The organism is Microcoleus sp. AT3-D2, from assembly GCF_036705715.1.
Taxonomy (GTDB): domain Bacteria; phylum Cyanobacteriota; class Cyanobacteriia; order Cyanobacteriales; family Microcoleaceae; genus Microcoleus.
This window is the reverse complement of record NZ_JAUBVE010000027.1, coordinates 26,779-52,842: the sequence shown is the minus strand read 5'-3', so window position 1 is coordinate 52,842 and position 26,064 is coordinate 26,779. Positions and strand designations below refer to the sequence as shown.

Annotated in this window: 26 protein-coding genes; 17 read left to right on the top strand and 9 right to left on the bottom strand. The window is 43.7% G+C overall.

Annotation, left to right across the window (positions count from 1 at the left end; all coding sequences use genetic code 11):
• Nucleotides 1-328 precede the first annotated feature (328 nt).
• The 6 genes from QUB44_RS14205 (at nucleotide 329) to QUB44_RS14180 (ending at nucleotide 6,046) form a co-directional block, all read left to right on the top strand.
• A complete protein-coding gene (locus tag QUB44_RS14205) occupies nucleotides 329-541 on the top strand; it encodes a hypothetical protein (protein ID WP_333368352.1) in 213 nt (70 codons plus the stop codon).
• 93 nt (nucleotides 542-634) lie between these two features.
• Nucleotides 635-982 (top strand): NINE protein, encoded by a 348-nt coding sequence (locus tag QUB44_RS14200; protein WP_333368349.1) that lies wholly within the window; start codon nucleotides 635-637, stop codon nucleotides 980-982.
• 44 nt (nucleotides 983-1,026) lie between these two features.
• Nucleotides 1,027-1,161, top strand: coding sequence for a hypothetical protein (locus tag QUB44_RS14195; protein WP_333368346.1), 135 nt, complete (start codon nucleotides 1,027-1,029; stop codon nucleotides 1,159-1,161).
• Between the two features lie 44 nt (nucleotides 1,162-1,205).
• Nucleotides 1,206-1,910: a helix-hairpin-helix domain-containing protein gene (locus QUB44_RS14190; RefSeq protein WP_333368343.1), complete on the top strand. Its 705-nt coding sequence runs from the start codon at nucleotides 1,206-1,208 to the stop codon at nucleotides 1,908-1,910.
• Nucleotides 1,911-2,225: 315 nt separating this feature from the next.
• A complete protein-coding gene (gene chlG, locus QUB44_RS14185) occupies nucleotides 2,226-3,236 on the top strand; it encodes a chlorophyll synthase ChlG (RefSeq protein WP_006633316.1) in 1,011 nt (336 codons plus the stop codon).
• Between the two features lie 239 nt (nucleotides 3,237-3,475).
• Complete coding sequence (locus tag QUB44_RS14180; RefSeq protein ID WP_333368341.1) at nucleotides 3,476-6,046, top strand: penicillin-binding protein 1A; 2,571 nt, start codon at nucleotides 3,476-3,478, stop codon at nucleotides 6,044-6,046.
• Between the two features lie 23 nt (nucleotides 6,047-6,069).
• Here the strand turns inward: QUB44_RS14180 and QUB44_RS14175 are convergent, their stop codons facing one another.
• The 3 genes from QUB44_RS14175 to QUB44_RS14165 all read right to left on the bottom strand — a co-directional run bounded on the left by QUB44_RS14175 (nucleotide 6,070) and on the right by QUB44_RS14165 (nucleotide 11,390).
• Nucleotides 6,070-7,419, bottom strand: a complete 1,350-nt coding sequence (locus QUB44_RS14175) for a 16S rRNA (cytosine(967)-C(5))-methyltransferase (RefSeq protein ID WP_333368338.1) — start codon at nucleotides 7,417-7,419, stop codon at nucleotides 6,070-6,072.
• A gap of 115 nt (nucleotides 7,420-7,534) precedes the next feature.
• Entirely contained in the window at nucleotides 7,535-8,251 is a 717-nt protein-coding gene (locus tag QUB44_RS14170) for a Uma2 family endonuclease (protein WP_333368335.1), read from the bottom strand.
• 166 nt (nucleotides 8,252-8,417) lie between these two features.
• Nucleotides 8,418-11,390 (bottom strand): tetratricopeptide repeat protein, encoded by a 2,973-nt coding sequence (locus tag QUB44_RS14165; protein ID WP_333368332.1) that lies wholly within the window; start codon nucleotides 11,388-11,390, stop codon nucleotides 8,418-8,420.
• 301 nt (nucleotides 11,391-11,691) lie between these two features.
• On the opposite strand from QUB44_RS14165, the gene QUB44_RS14160 reads away from it, so the two are divergent.
• Nucleotides 11,692-11,961, top strand: a complete 270-nt coding sequence (locus QUB44_RS14160) for a hypothetical protein (RefSeq protein ID WP_333368330.1) — start codon at nucleotides 11,692-11,694, stop codon at nucleotides 11,959-11,961.
• Nucleotides 11,962-12,151: 190 nt separating this feature from the next.
• Nucleotides 12,152-12,856, top strand: a complete 705-nt coding sequence (locus QUB44_RS14155) for a hypothetical protein (RefSeq protein WP_333368327.1) — start codon at nucleotides 12,152-12,154, stop codon at nucleotides 12,854-12,856.
• 454 nt (nucleotides 12,857-13,310) lie between these two features.
• Here QUB44_RS14155 and QUB44_RS14150 read toward each other — a convergent pair whose 3' ends face one another.
• On the bottom strand, nucleotides 13,311-13,757 hold the full coding sequence (locus tag QUB44_RS14150) for an NADAR family protein (RefSeq protein ID WP_333368324.1): 447 nt from the start codon (nucleotides 13,755-13,757) through the stop codon (nucleotides 13,311-13,313).
• Between the two features lie 48 nt (nucleotides 13,758-13,805).
• Nucleotides 13,806-14,519 carry a hypothetical protein gene (locus tag QUB44_RS14145; RefSeq protein WP_333368321.1) on the bottom strand — a complete coding sequence of 238 codons (714 nt, stop codon included), beginning with the start codon at nucleotides 14,517-14,519 and terminating at the stop codon, nucleotides 13,806-13,808.
• A 121-nt stretch (nucleotides 14,520-14,640) separates the two neighbouring features.
• Between QUB44_RS14145 and QUB44_RS14140 the strand changes: the two genes are divergently transcribed.
• The 7 genes from QUB44_RS14140 to QUB44_RS14110 all read left to right on the top strand — a co-directional run bounded on the left by QUB44_RS14140 (nucleotide 14,641) and on the right by QUB44_RS14110 (nucleotide 20,584).
• Complete coding sequence (locus QUB44_RS14140) at nucleotides 14,641-15,720, top strand: dipeptide epimerase (RefSeq protein ID WP_333368318.1); 1,080 nt, start codon at nucleotides 14,641-14,643, stop codon at nucleotides 15,718-15,720.
• Nucleotides 15,721-15,751: 31 nt separating this feature from the next.
• A complete protein-coding gene (locus QUB44_RS14135; RefSeq protein ID WP_445299899.1) occupies nucleotides 15,752-16,576 on the top strand; it encodes a Uma2 family endonuclease in 825 nt (274 codons plus the stop codon).
• Nucleotides 16,577-16,650: 74 nt separating this feature from the next.
• Entirely contained in the window at nucleotides 16,651-17,700 is a 1,050-nt protein-coding gene (locus QUB44_RS14130) for a DUF1611 domain-containing protein (protein WP_333368316.1), read from the top strand.
• Nucleotides 17,701-17,743: 43 nt separating this feature from the next.
• Nucleotides 17,744-18,373 (top strand): type I restriction endonuclease, encoded by a 630-nt coding sequence (locus QUB44_RS14125; RefSeq protein ID WP_333368313.1) that lies wholly within the window; start codon nucleotides 17,744-17,746, stop codon nucleotides 18,371-18,373.
• Nucleotides 18,373-18,843, top strand: coding sequence for a GNAT family N-acetyltransferase (locus tag QUB44_RS14120; RefSeq protein WP_333368310.1), 471 nt, complete (start codon nucleotides 18,373-18,375; stop codon nucleotides 18,841-18,843). The genes QUB44_RS14125 and QUB44_RS14120 overlap by 1 nt, the downstream gene beginning before the upstream one ends.
• A 1,047-nt stretch (nucleotides 18,844-19,890) precedes the next feature.
• On the top strand, nucleotides 19,891-20,178 hold the full coding sequence (locus tag QUB44_RS14115) for an NfeD family protein (RefSeq protein WP_172191372.1): 288 nt from the start codon (nucleotides 19,891-19,893) through the stop codon (nucleotides 20,176-20,178).
• A 118-nt stretch (nucleotides 20,179-20,296) separates the two neighbouring features.
• Nucleotides 20,297-20,584, top strand: coding sequence for an NfeD family protein (locus QUB44_RS14110; RefSeq protein WP_333368307.1), 288 nt, complete (start codon nucleotides 20,297-20,299; stop codon nucleotides 20,582-20,584).
• 174 nt (nucleotides 20,585-20,758) lie between these two features.
• On the opposite strand, the gene QUB44_RS14105 is transcribed toward QUB44_RS14110, so the two are convergent.
• Nucleotides 20,759-21,904 (bottom strand): Rpn family recombination-promoting nuclease/putative transposase, encoded by a 1,146-nt coding sequence (locus tag QUB44_RS14105; RefSeq protein WP_333368303.1) that lies wholly within the window; start codon nucleotides 21,902-21,904, stop codon nucleotides 20,759-20,761.
• A 52-nt stretch (nucleotides 21,905-21,956) separates the two neighbouring features.
• Between QUB44_RS14105 and QUB44_RS14100 the strand changes: the two genes are divergently transcribed.
• Nucleotides 21,957-22,226 (top strand): XRE family transcriptional regulator, encoded by a 270-nt coding sequence (locus QUB44_RS14100; RefSeq protein WP_333368299.1) that lies wholly within the window; start codon nucleotides 21,957-21,959, stop codon nucleotides 22,224-22,226.
• Here the strand turns inward: QUB44_RS14100 and QUB44_RS14095 are convergent.
• The 3 genes from QUB44_RS14095 to QUB44_RS14085 all read right to left on the bottom strand — a co-directional run bounded on the left by QUB44_RS14095 (nucleotide 22,219) and on the right by QUB44_RS14085 (nucleotide 23,303).
• On the bottom strand, nucleotides 22,219-22,587 hold the full coding sequence (locus tag QUB44_RS14095) for a clan AA aspartic protease (RefSeq protein ID WP_333032779.1): 369 nt from the start codon (nucleotides 22,585-22,587) through the stop codon (nucleotides 22,219-22,221). The two genes, QUB44_RS14100 and QUB44_RS14095, sit on opposite strands and share 8 nt — an antisense overlap.
• A complete protein-coding gene (locus tag QUB44_RS14090; protein ID WP_333368296.1) occupies nucleotides 22,584-22,856 on the bottom strand; it encodes a hypothetical protein in 273 nt (90 codons plus the stop codon). The genes QUB44_RS14095 and QUB44_RS14090 overlap by 4 nt, the downstream gene beginning before the upstream one ends.
• Before the next feature lie 162 nt (nucleotides 22,857-23,018).
• Nucleotides 23,019-23,303, bottom strand: coding sequence for a hypothetical protein (locus QUB44_RS14085; RefSeq protein WP_333368293.1), 285 nt, complete (start codon nucleotides 23,301-23,303; stop codon nucleotides 23,019-23,021).
• Between the two features lie 167 nt (nucleotides 23,304-23,470).
• Between QUB44_RS14085 and QUB44_RS14080 the strand changes: the two genes are divergently transcribed.
• Entirely contained in the window at nucleotides 23,471-25,996 is a 2,526-nt protein-coding gene (locus QUB44_RS14080) for an NACHT domain-containing protein (RefSeq protein WP_333368290.1), read from the top strand.
• Nucleotides 25,997-26,064 lie beyond the last annotated feature (68 nt).

The window sequence follows — 26,064 nt, the reverse complement described above, 5'->3', positions numbered from 1 at the left end:
ATTAACCGAGTTTTTTTGAGAACGATCGTCAGGGCGATCAACTCTTGCCAAAAACAGCAGTAGGCTGTTCGGTGCGCCCCTGATATCTAGCCCGGTAAAATAACCGCAACTCCCATAGGGGCGGGTTCACCTTAATCTGTAATATCAGCCACAGATCCAGATAGACCCGCCCCGCTCCCTTACTTTAGCGGAAAAACTTGGTTTAACATGGAAGTAATATCTTGTCGGCTGATGATTGAGAGACTCACCCGGGCGATCGCACCAAACGGAAGTTGACAATCGGGCTAATTTATAGGTAAATTTTAATTTAGGATGAGGCTTAAACCCAATGAGCAATTTGAACAGCCGCAAGTTAGAGGGAACGCCGAGTTGGATGCGTTTCGCACCCTATGCAGCCTTGGGCATTTTAATATTTTCTCTCAATTCAGGCAGCGAACTCAATTATTTCTTGAGAGGCTACTTGGTAATTCTACAAGCTCAAGCCGGTATTGTTCTGCTGTATTTTGCGATGTCTAAGTTTCGCAAAAACCCAAATAAATGAGTAAAAATTAGTAAAATTACTTAGCTCGATCGTTCAAGATCGCGCATTAAAGCCGATCGCGGAAGTTAAAATAAAAAACTGGGGAAAGTAAAAATGGTAAAAGATAAAACCGTAGCAGTTCTGCTAGCTTTCTTTGTTGGAGGTTTCGGAATTCACAAATTTTATTTGGGCAATAACTTAGCAGGGGTATTATACTTGCTATTTTCTGGGACATTAATTCCGTTCGTGATCGCGTTTTTCGATTTTCTCGGACTGCTGCTGATGTCGGAACAAGCTTTTCAGGTTCAGTACAATGGCGGAACGTTGCCATCTGGGTATGTCCTCAGAGCGGCAAAAGATGTAACCGGGGCGATCGGCGAATTGAAAAAACTTTACGATATAGGCGCAATTACCGCCGAAGAATATGAAGAAAAACGCCAAAAATTGCTGCGAGAATTGTAATTAAGAAGGAAGTTCGGCAACGAGCAATGTACGGGATGTAACGGATGTCAGTCCGAGGGAAGTCGGAAGAAGGAAGTTCGGCAACTAGCAATGTACGGGATGTAACGGATGTCAGTCCGAGGGAAGTCGGAAGAAGGAAGAAGGAAGGAGGAAGCCCACTATTAAAAAAGTGGGAGTGAAATAAGTAAGTGTGAGATCATAACTATTTAAGGATAAAATTAAAGTGTCTCAAGATTTATACTGGCTGCGTCAAACTCCAAATTGGGTGTGGTATGCTTTTATTCCCTACTTCGGCGGATTGGCGATCGCCTATGCAGGCCAAAAGTCAAATATTCGTAGTTGGATGGGATGGGGTGTTGGCATTACTTTAGCAGCACTCGCTGTATCTTCTTCAGCTAATTTGGGTACGATCGTGTGGATTGCTCAAATTGTTACTGCTTTTAGTTTGAAAAAGCGCTATCTCATCAAAACCGCACCCAGAGGTATACTGGTTCCTGCAACTGCAACAAATGCCGAAGAACTGGCAAACGTGCGTGGCAAAATAGATATTAATGAGTGTACCAAAGACGATATGGTCAGAATCTTGGGTTTGCCGATCGTCTACGCCAACGATATTGAATCTTTGCAAAACGAAGGCTACATTTTTACCCACGCCGAAGAGTTATCAGAAATAGCCGGAGTTCCCGAAAGTCACGTCAGACGCATCGCCCCGATGATTTGCTTCAGCTACAATTATCAAAAAGAATTGCAGTTTACTTGGAAACGGTTAAATATTCTTTCGCCGGAAGAGCTAATCGCCAGCGGTTTAGATCGAGCTGTTGCCGAAAAAATAGTTATAGAAAGGCAGAGAAAAGGCGCTTACAAATCAGTTGTAGAAGTCAAGCGGCGGACGGGACTGCCTTTTGATTCCTACCGCCATATTTGTTAATTTGCATATGATTCAAGGGTAGTATGGCAAAAAACTCGATCGCCTCCTGGTAATTGACATTAAATGCACCTGCGGGCAAAAATCTCCCCCAGCAGGCGGGCAAGCGCGAAATTATAAAAAAAAGTATTTATTATCTTGACATTTACACAAAATAATGATATTTCAATATATTGTGAAACTCGTACTTTTCCCTAGCATCAACTCCAAACCAGGGTAAGTTTTCCAGAATATGCCTTAAATATCAGTGGTAAGCTATCTGAATTATTATTGAAATGCAAAACGACACAATAGTAGCAGTACCGCTAACATCAAATTATGTCTGACTCTCCTCCATCCCAAATCTCTCCAGAAGCTGCACCGGAAAGTGCTGCTACCGAAAACCGCAGTGCCAAAACTCGGCAACTGTTGGGCATGAAAGGGGCCGCTAGCGGGGAAACTTCCATCTGGAAGATTCGCTTGCAATTGATGAAACCGATTACCTGGATTCCCTTAATTTGGGGCGTGGTGTGCGGGGCTGCGTCTTCTGGAAACTATGTTTGGAACCTAGAGAATTTCTTGATCGCAGCAGCTTGTATGTTGATGTCAGGGCCGTTGCTGGCCGGGTACACTCAAACTTTGAACGATTTTTACGATCGCGACATCGACGCCATTAACGAGCCCTACCGTCCGATTCCCTCCGGTATCATCTCGATTCCCCAAGTAGTAACGCAAATTTTGGTATTATTAGCCGCTGGCATTGGGGTGGCTTATGCTCTAGACTTGTGGGCGGGTCATGAATTCCCGATAATGACTGTTTTGACTCTCGGCGGCGCGTTTCTAGCTTATATCTACTCTGCGCCCCCGCTGAAACTCAAGCAGAATGGCTGGTTGGGAAATTATGCCCTGGGTGCTAGCTACATTGCCCTGCCTTGGTGGGCGGGTCAAGCTTTGTTTGGTACACTAGATCCCACGATTATGATCTTGACCCTGTTTTACAGTTTGGCTGGGCTGGGAATTGCGATAGTCAACGATTTCAAAAGTGTTGAAGGCGATCGGCAATTAGGGTTAAAATCTTTACCAGTGATGTTTGGCATTAGCACCGCAGCTTGGATTTGCGTTTTGATGATCGACATCTTTCAAGCTGGGATTGCAGGCTACCTGATCAGCATCCACCAAAACCTTTACGCTGTCATTCTGCTGCTGCTGATAATTCCCCAAATTACTTTTCAGGATATGTACTTTTTGCGTAATCCCCTGGAAAATGATGTTAAATATCAGGCAAGTGCTCAGCCTTTCCTGGTTTTGGGTATGCTGGTAGCAGCCTTGGCACTGGGTCATGCGAGTTAAGCAGAGTTTTGAGGTTTGAGTTAAAAAATTTTGAATTCAAAAAACCTAATTCACTTCTCAAAAAAATACCAAGCTCTGCAGCGTTAAGAAAAGTTTTGAATTTTGAGTTGTGAATTAAAAACTTTTTAATTCAAAAAATCTAATTCAAGGCAGCGTATTATTCAAGAAAAAATGTCGAATTAAAAATTAAGAATTGAAGAAGGCTAGCTTTTTTAATTTTTAATTTTTAATCGGACTTGATGAGGTTTGAAGGTCTGAACGTGGCAGAATTTTTCTCAAATATCAAAGATACATTGAGCAAAGTCACTAACGCAATAAGCGGTAATTCCGATCGAGAACCGCCGAAGGCTGCGAAGGGCAATAAGCTCAATTCGCCGGAATCGGAGGCGGAATTTTCTACACGGACAAGGGATGAGCGCTCCGAGTATGTGGTATCAGAAGATGCTGCACCTCTAGAAGAGTCAGAATATTTAGAGTCAGAATATTTAGAGTCAGAATATTTAGAGCCAGAATACGCTCGATATCCAGTAGTCAAGCGCGAGTGGGAAGGGTTGAAGCGCTTAATTGCTTGGTTGGAAATTGAACCTCAAGTTACCAGCTTGCAAACCAAGGGAAAAGAATTGTTGCGGCCGGGATTAACTTTGCTGGGAACTAAATCACCCAAAAAATCGGATAGTAGCGAATTGCCGGAAAATAGCGCACCGCAGAACACCGAATTGCAGAGACATACGGAACTACAGGAAATTAGCGCACCGCAGGAAAATAGCGCACCGCAGGAAAAAACTAAAAAACGGCTCTCCCGCCACCCTAGATTTTGGATACGTTTAGGTGTTGTAAGTATAGGCGGGGGCGCTTTAATCTACTGTTTATGGATTTTGTACACCTTAGACAAAGGCTTGCCGGATGTTAACGATTTGTCAGCCTTTAACCGCGACGGAACGCTGACAATTAAGGCGGCAGATAATACGATTTTGTTGCAGTCGGGGCCTGCAACTAGAGATAAACTGAAACTTAAAGAAATTCCCGAACAGTTGGTTCAAGCTTTTATTGCCATAGAAGACCGCCGTTTTTACAAACATCGCGGGGTGGATTATCAAGGTATTGTGCGATCGATTGTTTCTAATTTGATAGCGAGAGATTTAGTGCAGGGCGGCAGTACAATTACGCAACAATTGGCTCGCGTTGTTTTTCTTAATCAGGAAAGAAGTATTAGGCGGAAGGTTCGGGAAGCTCTTTTAGCTCAGAAAATAGAGCGAGAGTTGAGTAAAGACCAAGTTTTAGAAAGATATTTAAATCTGGTTTATTTGGGTTCGGATGCCTACGGAGTGGCAGATGCAGCTTTGGTTTTCTTTAGCAAAACAGTCGATAAATTAACTTTGGCAGAGATGGCAACTTTGGCGGGTTTGCCGCCGGCACCAAGCGAATATTCGCCTTTGGTTAATCCCGATATTGCTAAGAAACGCCGCAATCTTGTGCTGCAACAAATGCAGCAAGCGAAGGTAATTACAGAGGCTGAGGCGATGGCGGCGATGGCGGAACCTATCGCTGTTAAACCAAGTCCGCCGAAGCGATTTAAAGTAGTCGCACCTTATTTTGCTAGTTACATTCGGAAGGAATTACCGCGCTATGTTTCTCAGGATGCTTTGGAAGCTGGCGGTTTGACTGTTGAGACGACGGTGGATTTGAAGTGGCAGAAAATAGCGGAAAAGGTGGTTAAAGATGCGATCGAAGTTGATGGCCGCCGTCAGGGTTTTGAACAGGCCGCTTTAGTTTCTATGGACACTAAGACTGGGGAAGTTAAAGCCCTGGTAGGAGGTGGAAATTTTAAGGAAAGTGAATTTAATCGCGCTACGCAGGCTTTGCGGCAACCAGGCTCGACGTTTAAAGGGTTGGTTTATGCCGCGGCGATGGCGGCTGGTTTTTCTCCCTATGACGGTTACGAAGATGAACCAATTATTATCGACGGCTATCAACCGAATAATTATGGCAAAAAATTTAGCGGTTGGCGATCGATGTCTGATGCTTTGACGCGTTCGGTGAATGTCGTAGCTGTGAAGGTGTTGATGGATGTGGGCTTTGAACCGGCGATCAAATTAGCCAACGATATGGGAATTAAGTCGAAATTGAGTCCGATTTATTCCCTGGCTTTGGGTTCTTCAGAGGTGAATTTGCTGGAGTTAACCAATGCTTACGGTACTTTAGCCGCGCAAGGGAATTTTATTGAAGCCCACGGAATTAAGCGGGTGATTAATCAGCGGGGAGATGTGATTTATCAGGCTAATTTTAAACCGAAGCGGGTTTTGGATAAGGATAGTGCTGCGATTACTACTTGGATGTTGGAGGGTGTTGTGCAAGACGGTACGGGCGGGCCTGCTGCTTTAAACGATCGCGCTGTAGCAGGCAAAACTGGTACTTCGGAAAATGTCAGGGATTTGTGGTTTATTGGTTACATTCCACAGGTGGTGACTGGAGTTTGGCTAGGAAATGATGACAATTATCCCACCTGGGGAACTAGCGGTACGGCGGCCTATAATTGGCGCGATTTTATGAGTCAAGCTGTTAAGGGAATGCCGGTAGAGAAGTTTCCTAAGTTGCCGGAGTTGGAGGGCCGCAAAGGCAGTATTAAGGCCAAACCGGTGGAGCCTAAGAGGATTATTCGGGGGATGATTGTGAATGAGGATGGTGCGATCGTACCTTACAATCCCAATCCTCAACCCCGGTATCGCCAGTGGCAAGAGCCTGCTTATCAAGAGCCTGCTTATCAAGAGCCTGCTTATCAAGAGCCTGCTTATCAAGAGCCGGGATATTAAACTATCGGTTTGGAGTAAGGACTTTACTCCTTTTTCAATTGCTTTAGCCTCACCATAAAAAAGCCGTCCATGTGATGTCTGTGCGGCCACACTTTCACCCATCCTTCGGGTGATGCCTGTACGGGTAAATCAATTGTTGGCGGTTCGATTTGCCAGTTAGGATTGCTCTCTAAGAACGATCGAATAACTGTTTCATTTTCCAAGGGATGAATTGTGCAAGTTGCATAAACTAATACACCGCCGGACTTGACAAATGTCGCTGCATTTGCTAACAATTCCGATTGCAGTTGAGATTGTTGTTGAATGTTTTCGGGCGTGTGATGCCAGCGGGCGTCGGCGCGGCGGTGGAGGGTTCCGAGGCCAGAACAAGGTGCGTCTAGTAAAACTCTGTCTGCGAGGTTAACAAATTCTGGGAAATGGCGGCTGTCTCCGGTATGAATTTTAATGGATTTCATCTGGAGTCTGTCTGCATTTTCTTTAAGTTTTTTGAGTCTGCTGGCGGTTTTATCGCAGGCATAAATAGTGCCTTCATCCTTCATTAATTCGGCGCTGTGGGTGGTTTTTCCCCCCGGCGCGGCGCAGGCGTCGATGATGGTTTCCCCTGGCTGGGGCGCTAGTAAATGGGTGACTAATTGAGCGCTGCTGTCTTGGATTGTCCACCAACCTTCGCTGTATCCGGGGAGGTTTTGAATTGCGCCGATGCTGCCATTTAGTCTTAATGCTTGTGGCAAGTTGGGGATTCTGCTAGTTGAGATATTGTGGGTTTTGAAAGCAGCTTCGATTTCGGCGATCGAGCTTTTTAAGGGATTGATTCTCAGGTCAATCGTGGGGGATTGATTGAACCATTCACATAGTTGTTCTGTTTCGGTTTCGCCTATTTGTTCGATCCACAAATTTACCAGCCATTCGGGGAAGCTGTGCAGAATTCCTAGGCGTTCAACCGTTGATTTATAATTAGTAACTGTTAATGGGTTTAAGTCGTTATCTGTTAAACGGATGTATTGGCGCAACAAACCGTTGACAAAACTGCTGAGTCCTGAAAATCCGTTTTCTTTGGCTAGTTGAACGGTGGTGTTGACGGCGGCGGAGGGGGGAATCTGGTTGAGATATTCGAGTTGATATAAGCCTAAATGTAGGATGGTGCGGAGTTCGGGCGGTTGTTGGGAGGATTTCTTTGTGGCTAGTTTGTCGATGATAAAGTCGATCGATCGCATTCTCCTGACGCTACCGTAAACTAATTCGGTCACTAAACGCCGATCGAGGTCGTTGAGTTGAGAATTGCTGAAAGCGCGATCGAGTGCGGCATCTGCGAATGCACCGCGGCGGTGGACTTCGCGGAGTGCGAGAAAAGCTATTTGGCGGGGATTTTGCATAATTAAGATATGGGGGTCTAGAAACCGGGTTTTTTACGATAAGACGCGTTACAGCCCGCAGATTTGGTGAAAAACCCATTTTCCGATCGCCCGTGATTCGAGGACTATTATAATCTCAAATGTCCTCTGGATTTATGCCCATTTCTCGGAGTTTTTCTGAAAGGCGATCGGCTTTTTGCTGTGCTAACTCTTTATCTTGCCGTTCTTGTTCCATTTGTTGTCGTTCTTGTTCCATTTGTTGCTGCGCTTGTTCCATTTGTCTTGACAACTCCACATAAGACAAAAACTTCAGTCCGTCAGGACGATAAATTTCCAAGTCTCCCGATGCAGTTTCAAAACGTGTCTGCAAACGCGGACTTACCCAACCATCCATTAATTCAATATAGTTAAGTTTTCCATCAGAACGCAGCCAACCAATTAATTCATTATCCTCTGGACTGTAGACATAATATTCTTCGACTCCATAATCCTGGTAGAAATTAAACAGCTTAAACAGTGCTCCGATTCGATTTCCCGGCGAGAGGATTTCAAAGACAACTTGCGGGGCGATATTATCTTCAAGCCACTGTTGGTAGGAACCTCTGTAACCTTTGGGTCTGCCAAAGACTACCATAGTATCAGGTGCTTGGCGAGTTTTGTTATCTCCTTCGACGGGATACCACAGCAAATCACCTGCTACAAAGACATTTTCGTTGTCTTTGAATAAAGCATCTATTCCACCTTGAATTTTTACGATTAATTGGAACTGTTTGGTATTGTCAGACATGGGTTTTCCGTCGCTGTCTGGGTAGATAATTTCTGGCAAAGTTTGAGTCGGAATTGTTGTTGTCATGGGGATGACTCCATTGCTAGTAGCATCAATTTCTATTTTAGATCTATTTTATAGGACTTACGCAGGGGGCCCAGAAACCGGGTTTTTCACGAAAAGACTTGGTTGCAATCGGCAGATTAGGTAAAAAACCCGGTTTCTTTGTCGGAGTGCGTAAGTCCTGTTTTACTTATTCTGGTTTTGTTGACACCAACGGTTCTAATAAATTGCGTTCTTCGATCGCAAGTTCTAGCAAAACTCGTCTGTCGCCCTTGGTTTCCTTATAGCGGACAGCCGCTTTCAGCAGACGGATGGAAATTTTGAATTCATCGTACTTGCTGGTTAGTTCTTGCCACAATTCTAACCAATTGCGTGCGGCTTGGTCGCTGACCATTTCTGACATTAGCAAGGGGATGTTTCCTACAATTCCCTGTCCTAAGATTGAGAGATATTCGTATTTTTTGTAAACTGCAGTTAGGCTGGTGATGCGAGGTTTCCATATCGCTAGATCGTTGTTGTCGAAGAGGTTGTTGATAATTACCTCAGTATGTTCGCTGCTGGCATCATCGTCTGATTCAATACATTGGAATGCGTCATCTAAGGCAGCGATGCCTTCATCCCAATGATTCAATCCAAGAATAGCAATAACGACGTTGAAGAAGACAGATGAAGATGGATTGCCAAGTTCGAGCACTCTATTTAAAGATGCTAAAGCTTCATCGTAGCGTTTAATTCTGTTGAGTAGATCGCCTCGTAGAGCCCAAACGAAGAGATTATCGTACTCAAGCTCGATCGCTCTATCTAAGGATGCTAAAGCTTCATCGTAGCGTTTTAAGCTGTTGAGTAGATAGCCTCGTATAAACCAAACAAGCCGATCGTCGCACTCAAGTTCAATCGCTCGATCATAAGATGTTAATGCTTCATTATAGCGTTTTAGATTATAAAGTACATTGCCTCGGTGAGCCCAAGCCCAAGCATCATTAGTATCACTTTCGAGCGCCAGATCGTAAGCTGCCAAAGCTTCTTCATAACGTTTTAGGTTATTAAGTACATAGCCTCGGTTAGCCCAAGCTGGCTGATAATTGACATCAAGTTCAGTCGCTCGCTCGTAAGATTCTAATGCTTCATCATAGCGTTTTAGATTATAAAGTACATTGCCTCGTAAAGTCCAAATATCCAGATCGTTGGGATCTAGTTCGATCGCCCGATCAAATGATACTAAAGCTTCTTCATAGCGTTTGAGCTGGTTGAGTACATTGCCTCGTAAAAACCAAATATACTGAATATTGTCATCAAATTCGAGCACTCGATCGTAAGCTCCTAAAGCTTCTTCATAGCGTTTGAGCTGGTTGAGTACATTGCCTCGTAAAAAACAAATATACTGACTATTGTCATCAAATTCGAGCGCCCGATCGAAAGATGCTAAAGCTTCTTCATAACGTTTGAGAGCATTTAGTACATAGCCTCGTACAACCCAAATCTTCTGAGAATTTGCATCCAGTTCGATCGCCCGATCAAAGGATGCTAAAGCTTCTTCATAGCGTTTGAGGTTATCGAGTACATTTCCTTGGATCACCCAAGCAGCCCGATCGTTGGGGTTAAGCTCGATCGCCCTATCCAAAGATTCTAATGCTTCATCATAGCGTTTGAGATTGTGCAAGCAACGTGCTTTTTCTAACCAGTCTCCTGCCTTACCGCGAATTCCTACCAGTTTATTTGCTAGATTCAAAGCAGAAACATAGTCTTTCTTTTCTTTGAATTTTTTAATTTCCTGCACGCAAGCTGCTACGCGAGGGTCTTCATAATCATCTATTTCCATTGGCTGAAGCGCACACAGCAGATATTCTAGCTCAAATACAGCATTAGGCGGTAGTGTTTCCAGATTTAGGTGATACTTCAAATGAATTTTTTCCGAGCTATTATCAATTAGCTCTTTCCCGATCGCAGTAAATCCTACTCCCAAGCGCTCCAAGCGCTGTTTCAACTCTTCTTTCGTGTACCACAACCGCAAAAAATCCACAATTAAACTAATCGGCTCGCCCCGATGCTTCTTCACATCCATGCAAAAGCGCATCAGCACTTCTTGAAGTTCATAATACGACTCGCGCCCAATCGATTCGCTCGTCACATAACCCATTCCCGACAGTTGTTTAAGTTGGCTCGATGCTGTCTGATGCGTCATAAAACAGCGTTGGGCAATCTCTTTAACCATGACAGCCCCGCGTCGATCGCACAAAAATTCAACTATCTTTCGTTGCTGCGGCGAAAGCCACGCCATCCGCGCCTGATAGTACGGTGTCAATTCATCTAGCGTTTGCAAAAACGGTTTTACAAGTCGATCCAGCGAGTCGCGAGTCAGAAATTCCGCAAAAATCATATAAACGCGGTGGTTGCCGCCAGCCAAGTGATGGATTGCTTCAATTCGAGAACGTCCCTTCGGCGTTTCTATGAATAACTCTAGTTCTTTGTTGTCCTCTAATTTAGCGATATTTTTCAATAACCCGACAACTTGATCTAAATTTAGCTTTTCTAAATAGTGGCGATTGAAAAAGTCGTAGAAGGGCGCTTTTTTATGCTCGATTCCTTTGAATAAATGCTGAGATGTCGCGAAAATCGTACAGAAATGATAAGTTGCTAAATATTCTCGGAATTGCTGCTGCCCGCTGTCGCCCAACCCTTCAAACAAGTCATCCAAATTTTCTACAAGTAAAAGCAGAGTGCGATCGCCCGCAAAATCTTTCAGCAATTCTGCTGCTGTCTGTTGAGCGCTATCGGGCGATTCACCGTAAAGCGATTCTACGCGATCGAACAATTTAGCATTGTATTGGGCCGGATATTCTCGTTGGAGCGATCGCAAAATTCGCAGCAGCAAATCGAGAAACGAAGTGACGCCCCACTCTTCCTCCCGCAACCAAGCAATTAGCACTTTTTCCCGCAAATCCTCCATTTTGGAAACGCGGTGATACATTAGCGAGACTAAGTGCGTCTTCCCAATACCTCGCATCCCAATCAATAGGTGATGCTGCTCGATCGACTTGAGGATGCTCAACCGGATTGACTCGACTAGCTCGTTTGCCAAATCGTGACGCTGCACCAACATCTCCTCTAAATCTTCGTGCTTCATCAGACTGGGCGTGAAGCGAGAGACAAGTGTACCTTTCATACTGTCAACCCCCTAGATAGTAACTGGGAACGAGAAATTATGGTGGCTCCGTTTTCCATGAAATGCTTGTTATACAAGGTTTTTAATATTTGTACGTTTAATTTACCATATATTTTAAAAATGTACGTTATTTCTATTGTATATTTTTTAAAGCAGTGTTAGACTGCCCTTAACAAGCAAACAAGCGCCCCTAGCTGTAACTAGAGACGCTTTCGATCGCTTATCAGTTTTTCGGGAGCCACTGGCTGCAACCAGTAGCACTCTTATGTTGTTTATGGTCTATATAGACCGAGGATTTCTCATGACTAATTATAACAGCGAACAGCTCAATTTGTTCACCCAGCCGATCGCAGTTTCGGTGGAAATGGGCTGCACTGTTGAACGTGCCACCGAATTAGTACAATGCTCAAAAAGCTCAATCTACGATCGGCTAAGGAAAAATAAACCGTATCTGCGGCAGGTTCCCACAGGTACGTGGCAAATTTACTCTACAGGCAAAAAAGATGGCTCAATTCTTGTGAATGTTGCCTTCATTTATTCTCCAAAAGATAAGAATTGGAGACTTGCTTGAACTAAAATCTCAAGGCTGCGTTAGTCCAAAGCTTAACGCAACCTTCTGCCTCTTCGGTTGCTGAGGAAAACAGCAAGCAGAGCCTCCAAATCTGCGTCCCCAGGCAGAGGCAGGGAACAATAAAAAATCTGAAAAATATGCTTTAAGACTTGTTACAATACACAAAACTTCATACTTTCCCCAACACTGGATGACCTTTTTCAACGCCTCCGAACCCCTAATCCGCTGCAAACAGGAACATCTCGACGTACAAGACCGCGAAGGCCTGTTGCAACTCCGCTGGCAAATTGGAAATATTACTCTTTTCTCAGGACTTTATACCCGCATCGACCAAACTTTTCTGCTTTGGGGTTTGGTGACAGGGGGGATTTTTTTTACTGCTCAGTTTTTCCCCATCAGTTGGAGCTTTCAGGCGATTCTGTGGTCAAGTTTGACTCTAATTGGCACTGCGGTAATGGCTGTTTTGACTTTGTTTTGGGTAAGAGTCGAGCGAGTTAGCTGGATTCTTTATTCTTGGGCGATTTTGATGATAACTGGTTTGGTTTTGACCGATTGCAGTATTTTTGCCGGTTGGGGAGGTTTGTTGCTGCACCTTTGCGATTTGTGGTTGGGGTTGAGCGCGATCGGCTATTTGTTGACGGGATTAGGTTTGCGATCGCGCACTTTTCTCCTGATTGGACTAACTCATTTATTTAGCATCCCTCTATTAACTTTTGTTGCACCTTGGCAATATCTAACCACAGGAATAATTATGGCTGGTTGTTTGTTGTTATTGTCCGAATTACAGTGGGATATGCGATCGCCGATCGAGAATAGTTTGCTAAGCGCAGAACAGAAAGAATTTAACAAAATTCAACAGCAACTGCGACAGAGTGGCGCGATGGTATCCAAATAAATCACAAATGTAAAGAATTCTGTAGCACTGCTGACACTTTCCACAAATCGTACACAATAGTAAAGATACAGCATCAATAAAAAACAAACTTTAACCAGAACAGGTGTTTTGCTGTTTTACCTGTGAATCGCCAACTTTAGGGGAACGGTGTCCGGGAGGCGACTGGCTAACAATGCTGTACTTGCAACCATAAAAGTTAATTCCGGTTGAGAGTAGTTGTTAAAACAAAAAAAGTGGTGCAGGGTTTTTACCGTTTCCCCTGCTTCGCAGTCTCTGAGGAGAGGCTAAACCCTCTACTAGAACAGCCCGACGAGATTGACACAGGTTTTGACAGTTCCTCAGACCGATTTTTAAGTTCAGTGTTTAAGAAAATTGAGGAAATGCTCGCTTAGGAGCATTGCAGGACTTAGGATTAAATAAGTCCTGCTTTAGTTTGGGAAATTTAAGTTCTGTTTTACTCTGATGTGCGTTTTCGCAATATTTCCCTTACTTCCATTAAAATCTGGCCCAACATATTTTTACCACTGCCATCTTTACCGCAACCCCAATAGTAATCAACAGGGGAATTTTCGACTATTTCCTCATCCGCAGTAGCGAGTAAAATTTCTCTAATTTCGGCATGAGTTTCAAATTTGCGGAGTACGGCTTTTCGCATGATATCATCTTTTACTTTTTCCCAATCTTTGCGGAGGGGACGAGAGCGATCACGTCCCATTTTTGCGGCATCTTTCGGTGTTTTTGCTTGGCGAATTTGGTCACAATGAGCCGTTTTGGGAAACTTTTGTGCTTGAAAATAATGCTCGGTAGTTGGCCAATATTCTCCGTCTAACTCGAATCCATGACTGAAAAAATTGGAAAAACAGCCGTATTCGCTGCCAGTGGTGTAGAAGTAGATAGCCATAAAGTCGGCGATTTCAATTTAGTTAATAATCTTGGTCGATCGTCATTTTTACCTCTGTTGATTCTCCACTACCTTCAACCGCAAATCAATAGTTTCAATATGGGAACCGATGTAAGACAGCAGGGCGTAGATGAATACTATCACCCCTACCATTTCCATAATTTCCTCAACAGAAGTCATCAAACCGTAGATCAAGTTTCGCTGACCTACCGCATCTGCATAATAGCCAGTAACCATTTCCATGCCAAGTGCTCCACCGACATATATACTGCCTGCCAGTAAAAAACAATCCCTTGTTTTCCGGGGTAAGTGCCGGAGAAACTTGAGATAAGCCAGCGCAGTAACCCCAACAAAAATCGCCCCCGGAATTACCCAAATGAAGTAAAAAATTCCCCCTAAATCCAGTGCTTTTCGCAAGTCGTTAATAATTAATATTTCGTGCAAACTCAAAATTTCATCTAAAGAAAAAAATACAAACATCAACGCCAGCGCTTTCCAGTGCCCAAAATACCGATCGCCCTGCTTCTTCTTAGCACTAGCAATAATACCTAGCAAAATCGCGCAAAACAGCAAAGTAAATGACGAGTACCACGAAGGATAATTTATTTCTTGGTCTAAGTTAAACAAACTAATCCAGCGTTCTTTATAGTTAAAACCGTAGCGCAGAACTTGTACGATGCAACCAGCAACAGCAAAGAAGAGCACCCAAATGCTGAGAGAGAAAGCAACTCTCTTCGGCGAAACAGAAATAAGGAATTTCATCAAGTTTTTGATAAACTAGAACAAGCAAAATCAAACTATAAAGTAAAAAGTTAAAAATGGCAATAGCGGCGCAATCCGCCACCTTGGATTTTTATTTAGAAAAAATTACCAATCACTGACAATGCACCTTCAAATTGAAACTGTCACTGTCCGCAAGCGGTTTGCCCTTACCATCAGCCGCGGTACAACAGCCCAAAGTACGAATTTATGGGTAAAATTAGCACACGAAGGAATCGAAGGTTGGGGAGAAGCATCGCCCTTTTCCACAGGTTCTCGGCCCCAAACTACCGCAATTCTGCTAGCGGCATTGCAGGAAGTTGCACCGCTACTAGAAAAGTTTACTCCGTTCGATCGCCAAAAAATCGAAAAAGTATTAACAGAGGTCAACTTACCCTCAGCGGCCCGCGCCGGCATCGACATGGCAATGCACGACTGGCTGGGCAAAAAAGCAGGCTTGCCGCTGTGGAAAATGTGGGGATTAGATCGATCGCGCATCGTCCCTACCTCCGTCACAATCGGCATTAATTCGCCGTCTGGTGCAAGAGAAAGAGTGCGCGATTGGTTTGGTAAAGATGCGACAGATCCAGCAAGCATCAAATACCGCGCCGTTAAGGTTAAATTAGGAAATCCCGAAGGAATCGAAGCGGACAAAGCTATGTTAATAGCAGTGCTAGACGAAGCACCAGCTAACCTTAAAATCAGTGTTGATGCTAACGGCGGTTGGAGTTTGACCAGCGCGCTCGAAATGTGTCGCTGGCTGGAAAAATACAAGATAAATTATGTCGAACAGCCACTTTCACCCGTCGCCGATATGGATGAATTCTCAGAACTGTACAGTCAATCGCTGCTGCCAATTTTTGCTGATGAAAGCTGCTTTAATAGTTCCGATATACCCAAGTTAGCACACTGCGTCCACGGCATCAATATCAAAATGATGAAGTCAGGCGGATTGACCGAAGCAATGCGGATGATTCACACAGCAAAAGCCTGTAATTTGCAAGTAATGTTCGGCTGCTATTCAGATAGCGCGATCGCAAATACAGCAGCAGCACAACTTTCCCCGCTAGCTGACTATTTGGATTTGGACAGTCACTTAAATTTATTAGACGATCCTTTCATCGGTGCGATCGTTGAAAATGGGTGTTTGCTGCCAAACGGGCGATCGGGATTGGGAGTGCGACGAATTGAGATTGTAGAATAGAAGTATCGCTCAAAACAAATCTGGAGATACTATGATGCCAGTGGAATCAATAGGAGAGCAAATTAATAGAGAAGCCAAGCTTTTCTTTGAAGAACACAAGCCGCCGACTGATTTAATTTTTGATGATGGTGCAGAAATGGAAAGCAACCGCCACCGTATAGCGATGACCGTTTTAATCCGTTCCTTAGAACAAGGTTTAGCTAACCGGAACGATTTTTTTGTCGGTGGCAATATGTTTATTTATTACAGCGCTAAACAGATTCGCAATCAGGATTTCCGAGGCCCGGATTTTTTCGCTGTGTTGGGTGTTGACAGCAATCCTTCTCGACAAGGCTGGGTAGTTTGGGAAGAAAACGGACGTTACCCGGATGTCATTGTGGAACTGCTGTCGCCGTCAACGGCAAATCAGGATACAGGTAAAAAAAAGGATATTTACGAGCAGGTTTTTAGAACTCCTGATTACTTTGTTTTCGATCCTTTCGATCCGAATTCTTTGCAAGGATGGCGTTTAGATGCCACCCTGCGCTATCAGCCGTTAGTGCCCAATGAGCGGGGTTGGTTGTGGTGCGAAACGTTAGGTTTTTGGTTGGGTACTTGGGAAGGAATTGTCGATCGAGAAACAGCGACGTGGGTGCGTTTTTTCGATGAATCTGGCAATTTAGTTTTGTTGCCGGAGGAAGCCGCTCAACAACAAGCCGAAGCCGCTCAACAACAAGCGGAAGCCGCTCAACAGCAAGCCGAAGCCGCTCAACAACAAGTGGAACAGGAACGCCAGCGAGCCTCGCGACTAGAGGCCAGATTGCGAGAATTGGGAGAAGATCCGAATGATCTTACCCTGAACCCAAATCACAGCTAACACCCAATCGATTTTAGATTTTAGATTTTAGATTGAAGCTAAAATCTAAAATCGCCCGTATCAAAAGTGAATCAATGACTAAAAACTATCCCATCCAAAATCGCAAAGTTGCTATCTTGTTCCACGAGGGAATTCTCGGCCCTTCCGGGAAAACAGGTTTAGCATTTTTGCGCTACAGCGAAGCACAAATTGTAGCAGTAATAGACCGCCAATGTGCCGGACAATATTTACCTGAATTAACGGGCATTCCTCAACAAGTACCGATAGTTACTTCCGTTGCAAAATCACTGCAATTTGCGCCGGATATTCTGTTAATTGGTATCGCTCCTTCCGGCGGTGTTTTGCCTGCAGAATGGCTGCCAGAAATTAATCAAGCGATAGCAGCAGGTTTGTCAGTTGTCAACGGTTTGCACGCGGAACTTGCACCTTTGATCACAGTTCCGTTAACCGAAAATCAATGGATTTGGGACGTGCGTCAGGAACCGAAATCTGTCGGTGCGATCGCCTCTGCCGCCGCTGCTAAATTAAGTTGTCGCCGCGTGTTAACCGTCGGCACAGATATGAGCGTTGGCAAAATGTCAACCAGTCTGGAACTCAATCGCACTTGCTTGCGGCGGGGTTTGCGTTCCAAATTTTTGGCAACCGGACAAACTGGTTTAATGATTGGAAATGAAGGCATTCCTTTGGATGCAGTGCGAGTTGATTTCGCGGCTGGTGCTGTCGAACAAATGGTGATCAAATTGGGTTCTGAATGCGATATTCTGCACGTAGAAGGGCAAGGTTCGCTATTGCACCCGGGTTCGACAGCGACTCTGCCGCTATTGCGGGGTTCGCAGCCAACTCACTTAATTTTAGCGCACCGAGCCGGACAAACTAGCATTCGCAATCACCCGCACGTATCTATTCCCAGGTTATCAAAAGTGGTTGAATTGTACGAAATAGTTGCTGCTGCTGCGGGTGCTTTTTCAGGGGGAAAAGTGAGCGCGATCGCCCTCAATACTCATCACTTAAATGAGGCAGACGCGCTGTTAGCAATAGCTAAAGTTCAAGCAGAAACGGGATTGCCTTGTACCGATCCGGTAAGGTTTGGCGCGGAGGTTTTGTGGGAGGCGATCGACAGTTGATCTGCTAGAATACATACCAACTAATAAATAACTAGATAAAACTATGACACAATCACTTCAAGCAAAAACACTGACACTGCGTGAGGTCAAAACAAAATTCAACTTGCAACTTGCAGAAGACGAGCAATTTTTCCCGGAGTGGATTGACGATTTACCAGAAATTACTGATGAAGAAAAGCGATATCTAGACAAAGTAAAAGCTGGCTACACTAACACTGCTGAGTACCCCATGATAGAAGATACCGTAAAAATGGTGGTACTGGCTCCCTTGCTATTTTTAGCAGATTTTTACCTGACTCCCTTTCACATAGAGTCAGAAAAATCGGTGGAACTGGTTACAGTGGATGAAGATATACTTGTCAGAGGAAGCATTGATATTCTGCTTTTAATCGAATCTTTTTGGGTTGTGGCAATCGAAGCCAAGCGAGCTCAATACTCCCTTGAGGCAGGACTTCCCCAGCTACTCTTTTATATGCTGAGTAACCCCAATCCAGACAGACCAACTTTTGGGCTTCTGACAAATGGCAGCAACTTCAGATTCCTTAAATTGATTAAACAAGACACTCCGCATTACGCTTTATCTTATGAGTTCGTAATCGATCGCGCTAATGACTTTTACGAGGTATTCCGCATTTTTAAACGAATTGCTGCTGTAGTTACCAACTATAACTAATGACTGAAACTTCTTTTTCCTTACCGTCTGAATGCGTCATCCGCCCAGCCTCAGCTCAAGACATCAAATCAATTAGAAAGTTAGTTTGGAGCGCCAAACTCGATCCAACTCAGTTGCGCTGGCAGCAATTCTGGGTCATCGAATGCGGTGGGAAATTGGCAGCTTGCGGACAGTTGCGGAACTTTGCGGGAGCGCAAGAATTGGGCAGTTTGGTGGTGGCGAAAGATTGGCGCGATCGAGGTTTGGGAAGCTACCTCACAAAATATTTAATTCAACAAGCTACAGAACCGCTATATTTAGAATGTTTGGGAAAGCGACTCGCATCATTTTATACTCGCTTTGGCTTCGTAGAAGTTTCCGTACAAGAATTGCCGCAGTCGCTTAAATTCAAGTTCGGTCTGTCTCAATTAGCTAAAACTTTATTCAAAATTCCTGTAACAATTATGCAGTATCAAGCAGGTTGTCTATAATTATGACTTTTATGAGTTTAAGATTCTGAATTTATGAATGGATTTTAAGTTCGACCTGTTCAATAATTGGATAACAGGGTGCGATCGACCTCTGCGTAAATCCCTTGTCATCTGCGGCCTGAGAAATTCTCTTGTTTAGACCGCAGATACAGGCAGATAAACACAGATTAACGCAGATTAATTATATCAATTCCGGTTGCAGGATTCGTGATTGTTGACTGTTGACTGGATTTTACGCCCGACGATGCTACAGGATTTGAGCTCAGTCTCGATCGCCTATTTTCTATGCCTAAGTAGGTAGGTACAAATCAACATCGCATGGGGAGGGCGGGTGAGTTGCCAAGTTTACTTGCTTATATCATAGATCCGCTTACGGACCCCTAATAGCGCACAGGGTGTCAGAAACCGGGTTTTTAGAGGTTTGGTGCGTAAGTTACGGACTAGATATTTATGGATATTCCGGATTGGGCGATCGACAATGCGTAAGTTCATAATTAACCGTTCGCGGTAGTCCAGTTAGCTAAATTGGCACAGCAAGCAGCCTGATAGCTAGGCATAAAACCTTGCAAAATCGTTGTTTGCAGGTTTACAAGTGTCATGTGCCAGTACCAGACTCGGAAAGTGGACTGGCGATCGCACCAAAGACATTCGACTCCTGGCAAATTAGTAAGTGTAAAGCAAGTGAGTCACAACCCAATCAAAACATAAAACCCAAAAATAAAACATCTTCACAGCAGCAGTAATGCGGAATCAGCCAATCTCTAATGTAGCTAATAACATCTACCCGTCAGGCAAATCCCACCAACTGCTCAACCACTAAATCCTTAATTCAATACCTCGGAATTACTGGATTTAGATTCTCCGCAACCGCTTCTCAAACCCCCTCAACATTTCAAAAATTCTTTGCCTTTTATCCCGATAGAACGACGGAAGACAAGAACAATGAAATATCAAGGCAATCAATCTCAAGCGAGCAAATGCAGCCTTTCAATAGCATAAACAGACAATTACACATCCATATATTTTAACACAACAGGAGTAAATATCATGTTCAACGTAGTAAAAGCTTTCGGCTCGATTTTCTCTACCCAAGGATACAGCACAGCTAACAATATGCTTATCAAAAATTACATCAACACCAATTTTAACTACTTCAACGAAGAAGCAGTCGTCGATGAATCGATTTACCCGAATCAAACAGGTCGCGTGCGCTTCCAAGGTAGCTGGTGGCCCGCACGGTGCGATCGCCAAATCACCCTCACACCGGGAGACACGGTTTATGTCATCGGCGTTGACAACATCACTCTGTTAGTTTCCCTGGCTCCTGCAGACTAAATCAGAAATTGAAATACAACGGCAACAAATAAATCTCAATCCCGGAAATGCAACCTCTTAAATAGCATAAATAGGCGATTAAACTTCGATATATATTAACACAAAAGGAGTCAACAAAATGTTTAACGTAGTAAAAGCTTTCGGTTCTATTTTTTCTCTTCACACCTACAGCACAGAAAAGAATATCATAATGGATAACTACATCAACACCAATTTTAACTACTTCAACGAAGAAGCAGTGGTCGATGAATCGATTTACCCGAATCAAACAGGTCGCGTCCGCTTCCAAGGTAGCTGGTGGCCCGCACGGTGCGATCGCCAAATCACCCTCACACCGGGAGACACGGTTTATGTCATCGGCGTTGACAACATCACTCTGTTAGTTTCCCTGGCTCCTGCAGACTAAACTAGAAAGTAATCTCAACTTTTTCACTGTCAGAACCCCGACTTATTCAAGAAATCGGGGTTCTGACTGTTCTGTTTTTTAGTGGCAATTTGGCGATCGCTTCCACTCAACACCTGACGCAAGACAGCAATATCTGCCTCTGTTTATTTGCCAGTAGAAATATGGCAGCTCGCGCTACAATAAAATGGCATTTTTGAGAGCTTGTTTGTTGAGGCGATCGCCGAGTTGAGATTCGCTAGTTTCTCGGGTGACTGCTGCTTTTTCTGATGGCTTAGCGATCGGCGGTAGTGGTTCGAGGAGTTGGGCTTGAGCTTGCTGAATTGAAGGGTAATTTTCAGCCCAGGATGAAATCGCTTCTGAAAGGACATCGATCTCATCGGATAAGGGTTCAATTAGCTGCGCTAGTTCGGTTAATTGTTCGGCCCCGAAGAGCGATCGCTGCTGAGTTAATAGTTCGATAAATGAGTCGATCTTTTGTTCGGGGAGTGACATCGATTCCCGTTGGATTTTGTTAATTGTTTGCCGAACAAATTCGAGAGACAAATCTAATAATTGCGCGATCGTCTCTAAATTTATCCCCAACCCTATCGTGCGACGAATGGCTTCTAACTTCGCCTGCCGCTCACCTTCCTGCTTACCTTGTTCGAGTCCTTCTTCTAAGCCTTCTTGCTTGACTTCCTGGTAAAATCGAGTTTGTCTGAGTTCGCTTAAATTCAACATGGCGGCAATTTCCTCGCGGCTTTTCTGGGGGAGTTTGTAGACGATAATTGTTTCGATGAGGTTAATTAAATCGCGTAGAACGGTTGGATCGGACAACTGTTGTCGGGCCATTGCGATCGACTGCCGTGCTTGTTCTGCTGCTGTCTCTGCTGGCTCGATTACCAGTTTAACAACTTTCACTCCGAGCGATCGATCTGCGGCTTCTGGCAATTCATCGAGGTAAATCCGTTGGACGCGCTGACTGGTTAAGAGTTCCTGAAATTGCAACATCTGTTCGTGTTCGATGCGACGATTGGGATAGATGACAACCACGCGCCAAGGATTGAGGGGTTTGTATTGTCGCAGATAGAGAAAGAGTTCGCCAAAGATGCGGTAGTACAAGTCGGCATCGGGTTGAAACTGAACTTCAGCCAAGTAAAATGGTTTTTCAGGTTCTTCGGTTTTGGGGAGAAATAACCCGTCGATGCGGAATGCGAGTTGTTTGATTTCGCGGGAGGTGAATTCATAGGCGGCGGCTTCGTCTGGAGGGCGATCGATCAGTTCAAAGAAGAAGCTGGGGAATTCCTGAAACAGGCTGTAGAAAATGGTGTCTGTTTTCATGAGTTGTCGATGCGAATCGAAGATGGGTACTATACCATGCCAAGAGAGAACCATGACACAAGAACCGATTTTTGAAGAAAGCAGTGGCAACGTATTCGCTGACCTCGGTCTGAAGGATGCAGATGAACTTTTTATGCGAGGCAAAATAGGAATTCAAGTAATCCGTCTCCTGAAACAACGGAACTTGAAACAACGCGAAGTTAGTCAACTTCTTGGCATTTCCCAGCTAGAAGTATCTCATTTGATGAATGGAGAGTTTCAACAGTTTAGCGAGGGCAAACTACTGATTTTTCTCAAGCTACTCGATACAGAAATTACATGATGTCATCTACCAGTACCGTTCCTCCTTCACAAAAATCAATACTAAGGTGATAGTCTTCTAGAAGTGCTGTCCCGATGAGAGGACGACGACCCATTGCTAAAACTGGAATCACTCGCTCCACCCCATTCCAAAGGATCGTGCCTTGATGAACGTTGGTTACGATGCGGGAGTTGTCAGCCAAATTTGCATTAATTGGTGCAACGTAAGGTAACTGAAGCTCTGCAACTACAGTAGGTGGCAAAGTTAAGAACCCTTCAAAACCTGTATCAATAACGCATTCGATTTCTATTTCTGCACGTCCCGGAGGGTAGAGAATAATTCCCATGCGTGCTTGAAGCCCAACAACTATTCCATTAATCACAATGCTGTCCTAACCAATGTTCCACCTATTGCATATACAGCATCATAACCGATGCGCTCCGCCCAAGTAATGGCATTAGGCTGTTTGGCTTGCAGGCGATGACAAGCTGCTAGCAAATCTTTGTCAATCTCATATTGACCAGTATTGAGATCGATCGCGATAATTTTACCGATATTCTCTGTTATTTCAATATGGGTACGGATGCGTTGTTGGTATATCTCTTTGCCACGCTGAGCGATTGCTTCGCGACTAAGGGTGGGGTGAGTCATAAAAGTAAGTTCCTAACTAAAGTTTCTCGGCTGCTTTCTCTATCCTAGTGCAAAATCGAAATTATGAAGCTACTTTAGCGTCAGGATGAGAATTACTTCCATCGTAACAAAGGGGCGATCGCTCGATAGTTTGAGGAGCGATCGCACCTACAAATCGCGAGACTAACTTAACTTTTGCTGCTTGGTGAATTCAACTGATGTATGAGGAAGCGATCGGCTCATGATGGCTGCCTCTCGATCGGATTGCTGGCGATCGGACAAACGGCGGGTTGTCGGTTTGTCCTTGTCTGTTTCACTCGGATCATCTTTCTGCAACGCTGTCAGAATTTGAAAGCACACCTTGAGCCCCAACAGTAACCCGCCTGCTGTTGGATCGCACAAAGTCGCAAAGCCAACCACTGCAAATTCGATTACTTTCAGCCATTTCTTTTTGTTCTTACCAGACATCGCTTAGACCTCTTGTGAATTGCTTAAATCCACTGTCTCAAGAGGATTTGAGAGATTTCATCCAAATTTTAGGCTGACTTTGGCTGACTTGCCTGACTTTGGCTCACTTGTCTCCAAGAATCGCAAAGTAGTGGCTATACTAGCTGTAAAGCTATTAATGTCAGTCGATGCAGTTGTTACCGCGTGAGTTTCTTGTCAAATTAGCTCAGAAGTACCTTTCTCCAGAACAAGAGGAAGCTTTCGTTGCACGTTTTAGTAGCAACAAAAGTAATTTAGAGATTGCAGGAACCCTCTCTATCTCGGAATCCGCATTTGGAACCAGGATGAGCGGAGTATATGGAAAGTTCAGCATTGGCGGTAAAGGACCAGGCAAATTGCGAAAGCTGCACGATTTCCTACTGAACGAATATCAGAAGTCAAATCCTTCTGGAAGTTTAGGTTTCAGAAACAAGGTAAGTGAGATTGATGAGTTGGTTCAGGAAGTGCGATCGCGCCTTTTGCCTTTCATCACTGCCCCACATAGCATCATCGGCACAATGCGGATGTTCTCAGTGAGTCAACCTGTGCCAGTGGACAAAATTTACATTGACTTGAATGTGTTAGAGCAAGTCAGTTCTTCACGTCATTTTTCTAACTGGCGGGGCGAATATGAACCAGGTAATCGCCAGGATTTCGATCGCCTGAGTTTGAGTCAGGTTAAACAGAAAGGAGTGGAGGCAATCTCAGTCATCAAAGACTACGCCAAATTGTTGGTGTTGGGTAAACCCGGAGCAGGAAAAACAACATTTCTTAAATCATTGGCAGTAAAGTGCATTCAGCCAGAGGAAAATTTTTTCGCTGATTTAGTACCGCTGTTTGTTACGTTGCCAGAGTTTGCAAAAAGGGCGCACGAAACGTCGTGGGATCTGTTGGATTATTTGGCTGAAGCATTATCCAAGCAATCGAACGGGTGCGATGCCAATGTCAAAGAGATTTTAGTGCAGGGAAGATCGTTAGTATTGCTTGATGGTTTGGATGAAGTGCCTTCAGACGATATGGAAAAGGTAATTGACGCGGTACGAGAGTTTGTTGGATACCGAAACAACCGATTGGTCATTACCTGCCGAACCCAGAGCCAAAAAGAGCTAGAAGGTTTTACGGATGTCGAAGTCGATAACTTTACGCCTGAACAAGTAGATCGATTCGTGGAAAATTGGTTCAAGATAGTCGATTCAGGTGCTCAGGCATCCCTTGCACCTCAATTACAGCAGCAACTTCGAGCAGCAGAGAACAAAACTATTGCAGAACTAACCGTTACACCCGTACTGTTAAATTTGATTTGTGCAGTTTTTCGGGATGAACAAGGCAACCTACCTAAAAAGCGTTCTCAGCTTTATGAAAAAGGCATACGTCAGTTATTGGAGCGACTGAAACGAATGCCCAGCGATCGGAAATTAACCATTGACATCAAAGAGGAGTTTTTGGCAGAGTTAGCAGTAATGTTATTTGAAAAAAATGACTATTTCCCTGAAGAACAAACCCTAGAAAAATTCATTTGTAACTATTTTGGAGTTGAACGTTCTACTGCCAGAAACATTATGAAAATATTCGAGACAGAAACCGGATTACTGATCGAGCGCTCGGCAGGCTATTGGTCATTTTCACACCTGACGTTTCAAGAGTATTTAGTAGCGAAGTGGTTTTGCAAGCTATCCGAGCTAGAAAACTTCGTAAATCACATTACAGAGAGGCCGTGGAAAGAAATATTTTTGCTGACAATTGAATTACTTAAAGACTCTAGCACTCATCTTGAATTTATTAATATAAGAGTTATAGAAATACAAAGAGACATCACTATTGTAGGCGAAATTATTCACTGGATAGATCGAAAATCCAACTTAGCAGCTCTAGAAATCTATCATTGGATAAGTATGAGTAGAAAAATGCTTGACGCTGTTGCTTTAGGAAAAGATATTGTAACTTTATCAAGTGAAAATTTGAAAGAAAGTATTTTTACTGCTGGGTTAATATCTGAATGTAGGTGTTTTTATTTCGATTTATTTAATGCTTACAGCATTTCTGATGGATTTATATCGGATGCGAATATATTAAATCATTTATCCCTATACAATAGACTCAACAAGGAAGTAATAGATTTTGTTTTAATATTAGATAATTTACTTTATTGGTTAATAAGATCTCTTCCATCGTTTCCTTTTTTTCTTACACAGCCTTGTGTTCTAAACCAACAAGTTAATGAACTAGAAAAATGCTTACTCCAAATTTTTAACATCATTAATGCTGCTAGTAGTCGAGGAATATTTTTTAATGAGATTTATGAAAATCTACTTTGTTTATGGAATAAAATGCTTATTATTAAAAGCAAATCGATTGCAAGTGAAAAAGATCGGGAATGTCGTGAAATTATCGATTTATGGAATAATTTGTTTAACGAGCATAAGAATGAAGGTTTTTTGAATTTATTAAAAAATACTATAGGCAGCCACAGAGACATTCCTCACCACTGGTTACTTGAGGACAAACAGAAAGAAGATTTAAGCAGATATTATGAAGCAAATAAGTTATTAGTTGATTGTCTTATTATTGCTGTAAAATTTAACAGCGTTAGTAAAGAAATAGGAGATACAATCAAAGAAAATTTATTGCTCCCGATCGCCGAAATCGAAAAACGCCAACGTGAAAAAGCCGAGTAGGGCAATCCTACTCAAGATATCGATCGCCCATTTGTTACAATCACAGCAAGTCTCATCCTCACATCACC

Bases quoted from the DNA above. Each gene is read 5' to 3' on its own strand.
- QUB44_RS14120 (WP_333368310.1), top strand. From the start codon at position 18,373: ATGACTGAAACTTCTTTTTCCTTACCGTCTGAATGCGTCATCCGCCCA.
- chlG (WP_006633316.1), top strand. From the start codon at position 2,226: ATGTCTGACTCTCCTCCATCCCAAATCTCTCCAGAAGCTGCACCGGAA.
- QUB44_RS14145 (WP_333368321.1), bottom strand. From the start codon at position 14,519: ATGAAATTCCTTATTTCTGTTTCGCCGAAGAGAGTTGCTTTCTCTCTC.
- QUB44_RS14115 (WP_172191372.1), top strand. From the start codon at position 19,891: ATGTTCAACGTAGTAAAAGCTTTCGGCTCGATTTTCTCTACCCAAGGA.
- QUB44_RS14090 (WP_333368296.1), bottom strand. From the start codon at position 22,856: ATGACTCACCCCACCCTTAGTCGCGAAGCAATCGCTCAGCGTGGCAAA.
- QUB44_RS14100 (WP_333368299.1), top strand. From the start codon at position 21,957: ATGACACAAGAACCGATTTTTGAAGAAAGCAGTGGCAACGTATTCGCT.
- QUB44_RS14130 (WP_333368316.1), top strand. From the start codon at position 16,651: ATGACTAAAAACTATCCCATCCAAAATCGCAAAGTTGCTATCTTGTTC.
- QUB44_RS14170 (WP_333368335.1), bottom strand. From the start codon at position 8,251: ATGACAACAACAATTCCGACTCAAACTTTGCCAGAAATTATCTACCCA.
- QUB44_RS14180 (WP_333368341.1), top strand. From the start codon at position 3,476: ATGAGGTTTGAAGGTCTGAACGTGGCAGAATTTTTCTCAAATATCAAA.
- QUB44_RS14110 (WP_333368307.1), top strand. From the start codon at position 20,297: ATGTTTAACGTAGTAAAAGCTTTCGGTTCTATTTTTTCTCTTCACACC.
- QUB44_RS14200 (WP_333368349.1), top strand. From the start codon at position 635: ATGGTAAAAGATAAAACCGTAGCAGTTCTGCTAGCTTTCTTTGTTGGA.
- QUB44_RS14175 (WP_333368338.1), bottom strand. From the start codon at position 7,419: ATGCAAAATCCCCGCCAAATAGCTTTTCTCGCACTCCGCGAAGTCCAC.
- QUB44_RS14160 (WP_333368330.1), top strand. From the start codon at position 11,692: ATGACTAATTATAACAGCGAACAGCTCAATTTGTTCACCCAGCCGATC.
- QUB44_RS14205 (WP_333368352.1), top strand. From the start codon at position 329: ATGAGCAATTTGAACAGCCGCAAGTTAGAGGGAACGCCGAGTTGGATG.
- QUB44_RS14165 (WP_333368332.1), bottom strand. From the start codon at position 11,390: ATGAAAGGTACACTTGTCTCTCGCTTCACGCCCAGTCTGATGAAGCAC.
- QUB44_RS14195 (WP_333368346.1), top strand. From the start codon at position 1,027: ATGTCAGTCCGAGGGAAGTCGGAAGAAGGAAGTTCGGCAACTAGCAAT.
- QUB44_RS14135 (WP_445299899.1), top strand. From the start codon at position 15,752: ATGATGCCAGTGGAATCAATAGGAGAGCAAATTAATAGAGAAGCCAAG.
- QUB44_RS14150 (WP_333368324.1), bottom strand. From the start codon at position 13,757: ATGGCTATCTACTTCTACACCACTGGCAGCGAATACGGCTGTTTTTCC.
- QUB44_RS14140 (WP_333368318.1), top strand. From the start codon at position 14,641: ATGCACCTTCAAATTGAAACTGTCACTGTCCGCAAGCGGTTTGCCCTT.
- QUB44_RS14125 (WP_333368313.1), top strand. From the start codon at position 17,744: ATGACACAATCACTTCAAGCAAAAACACTGACACTGCGTGAGGTCAAA.
- QUB44_RS14155 (WP_333368327.1), top strand. From the start codon at position 12,152: ATGACCTTTTTCAACGCCTCCGAACCCCTAATCCGCTGCAAACAGGAA.
- QUB44_RS14105 (WP_333368303.1), bottom strand. From the start codon at position 21,904: ATGAAAACAGACACCATTTTCTACAGCCTGTTTCAGGAATTCCCCAGC.
- QUB44_RS14085 (WP_333368293.1), bottom strand. From the start codon at position 23,303: ATGTCTGGTAAGAACAAAAAGAAATGGCTGAAAGTAATCGAATTTGCA.
- QUB44_RS14080 (WP_333368290.1), top strand. From the start codon at position 23,471: ATGCAGTTGTTACCGCGTGAGTTTCTTGTCAAATTAGCTCAGAAGTAC.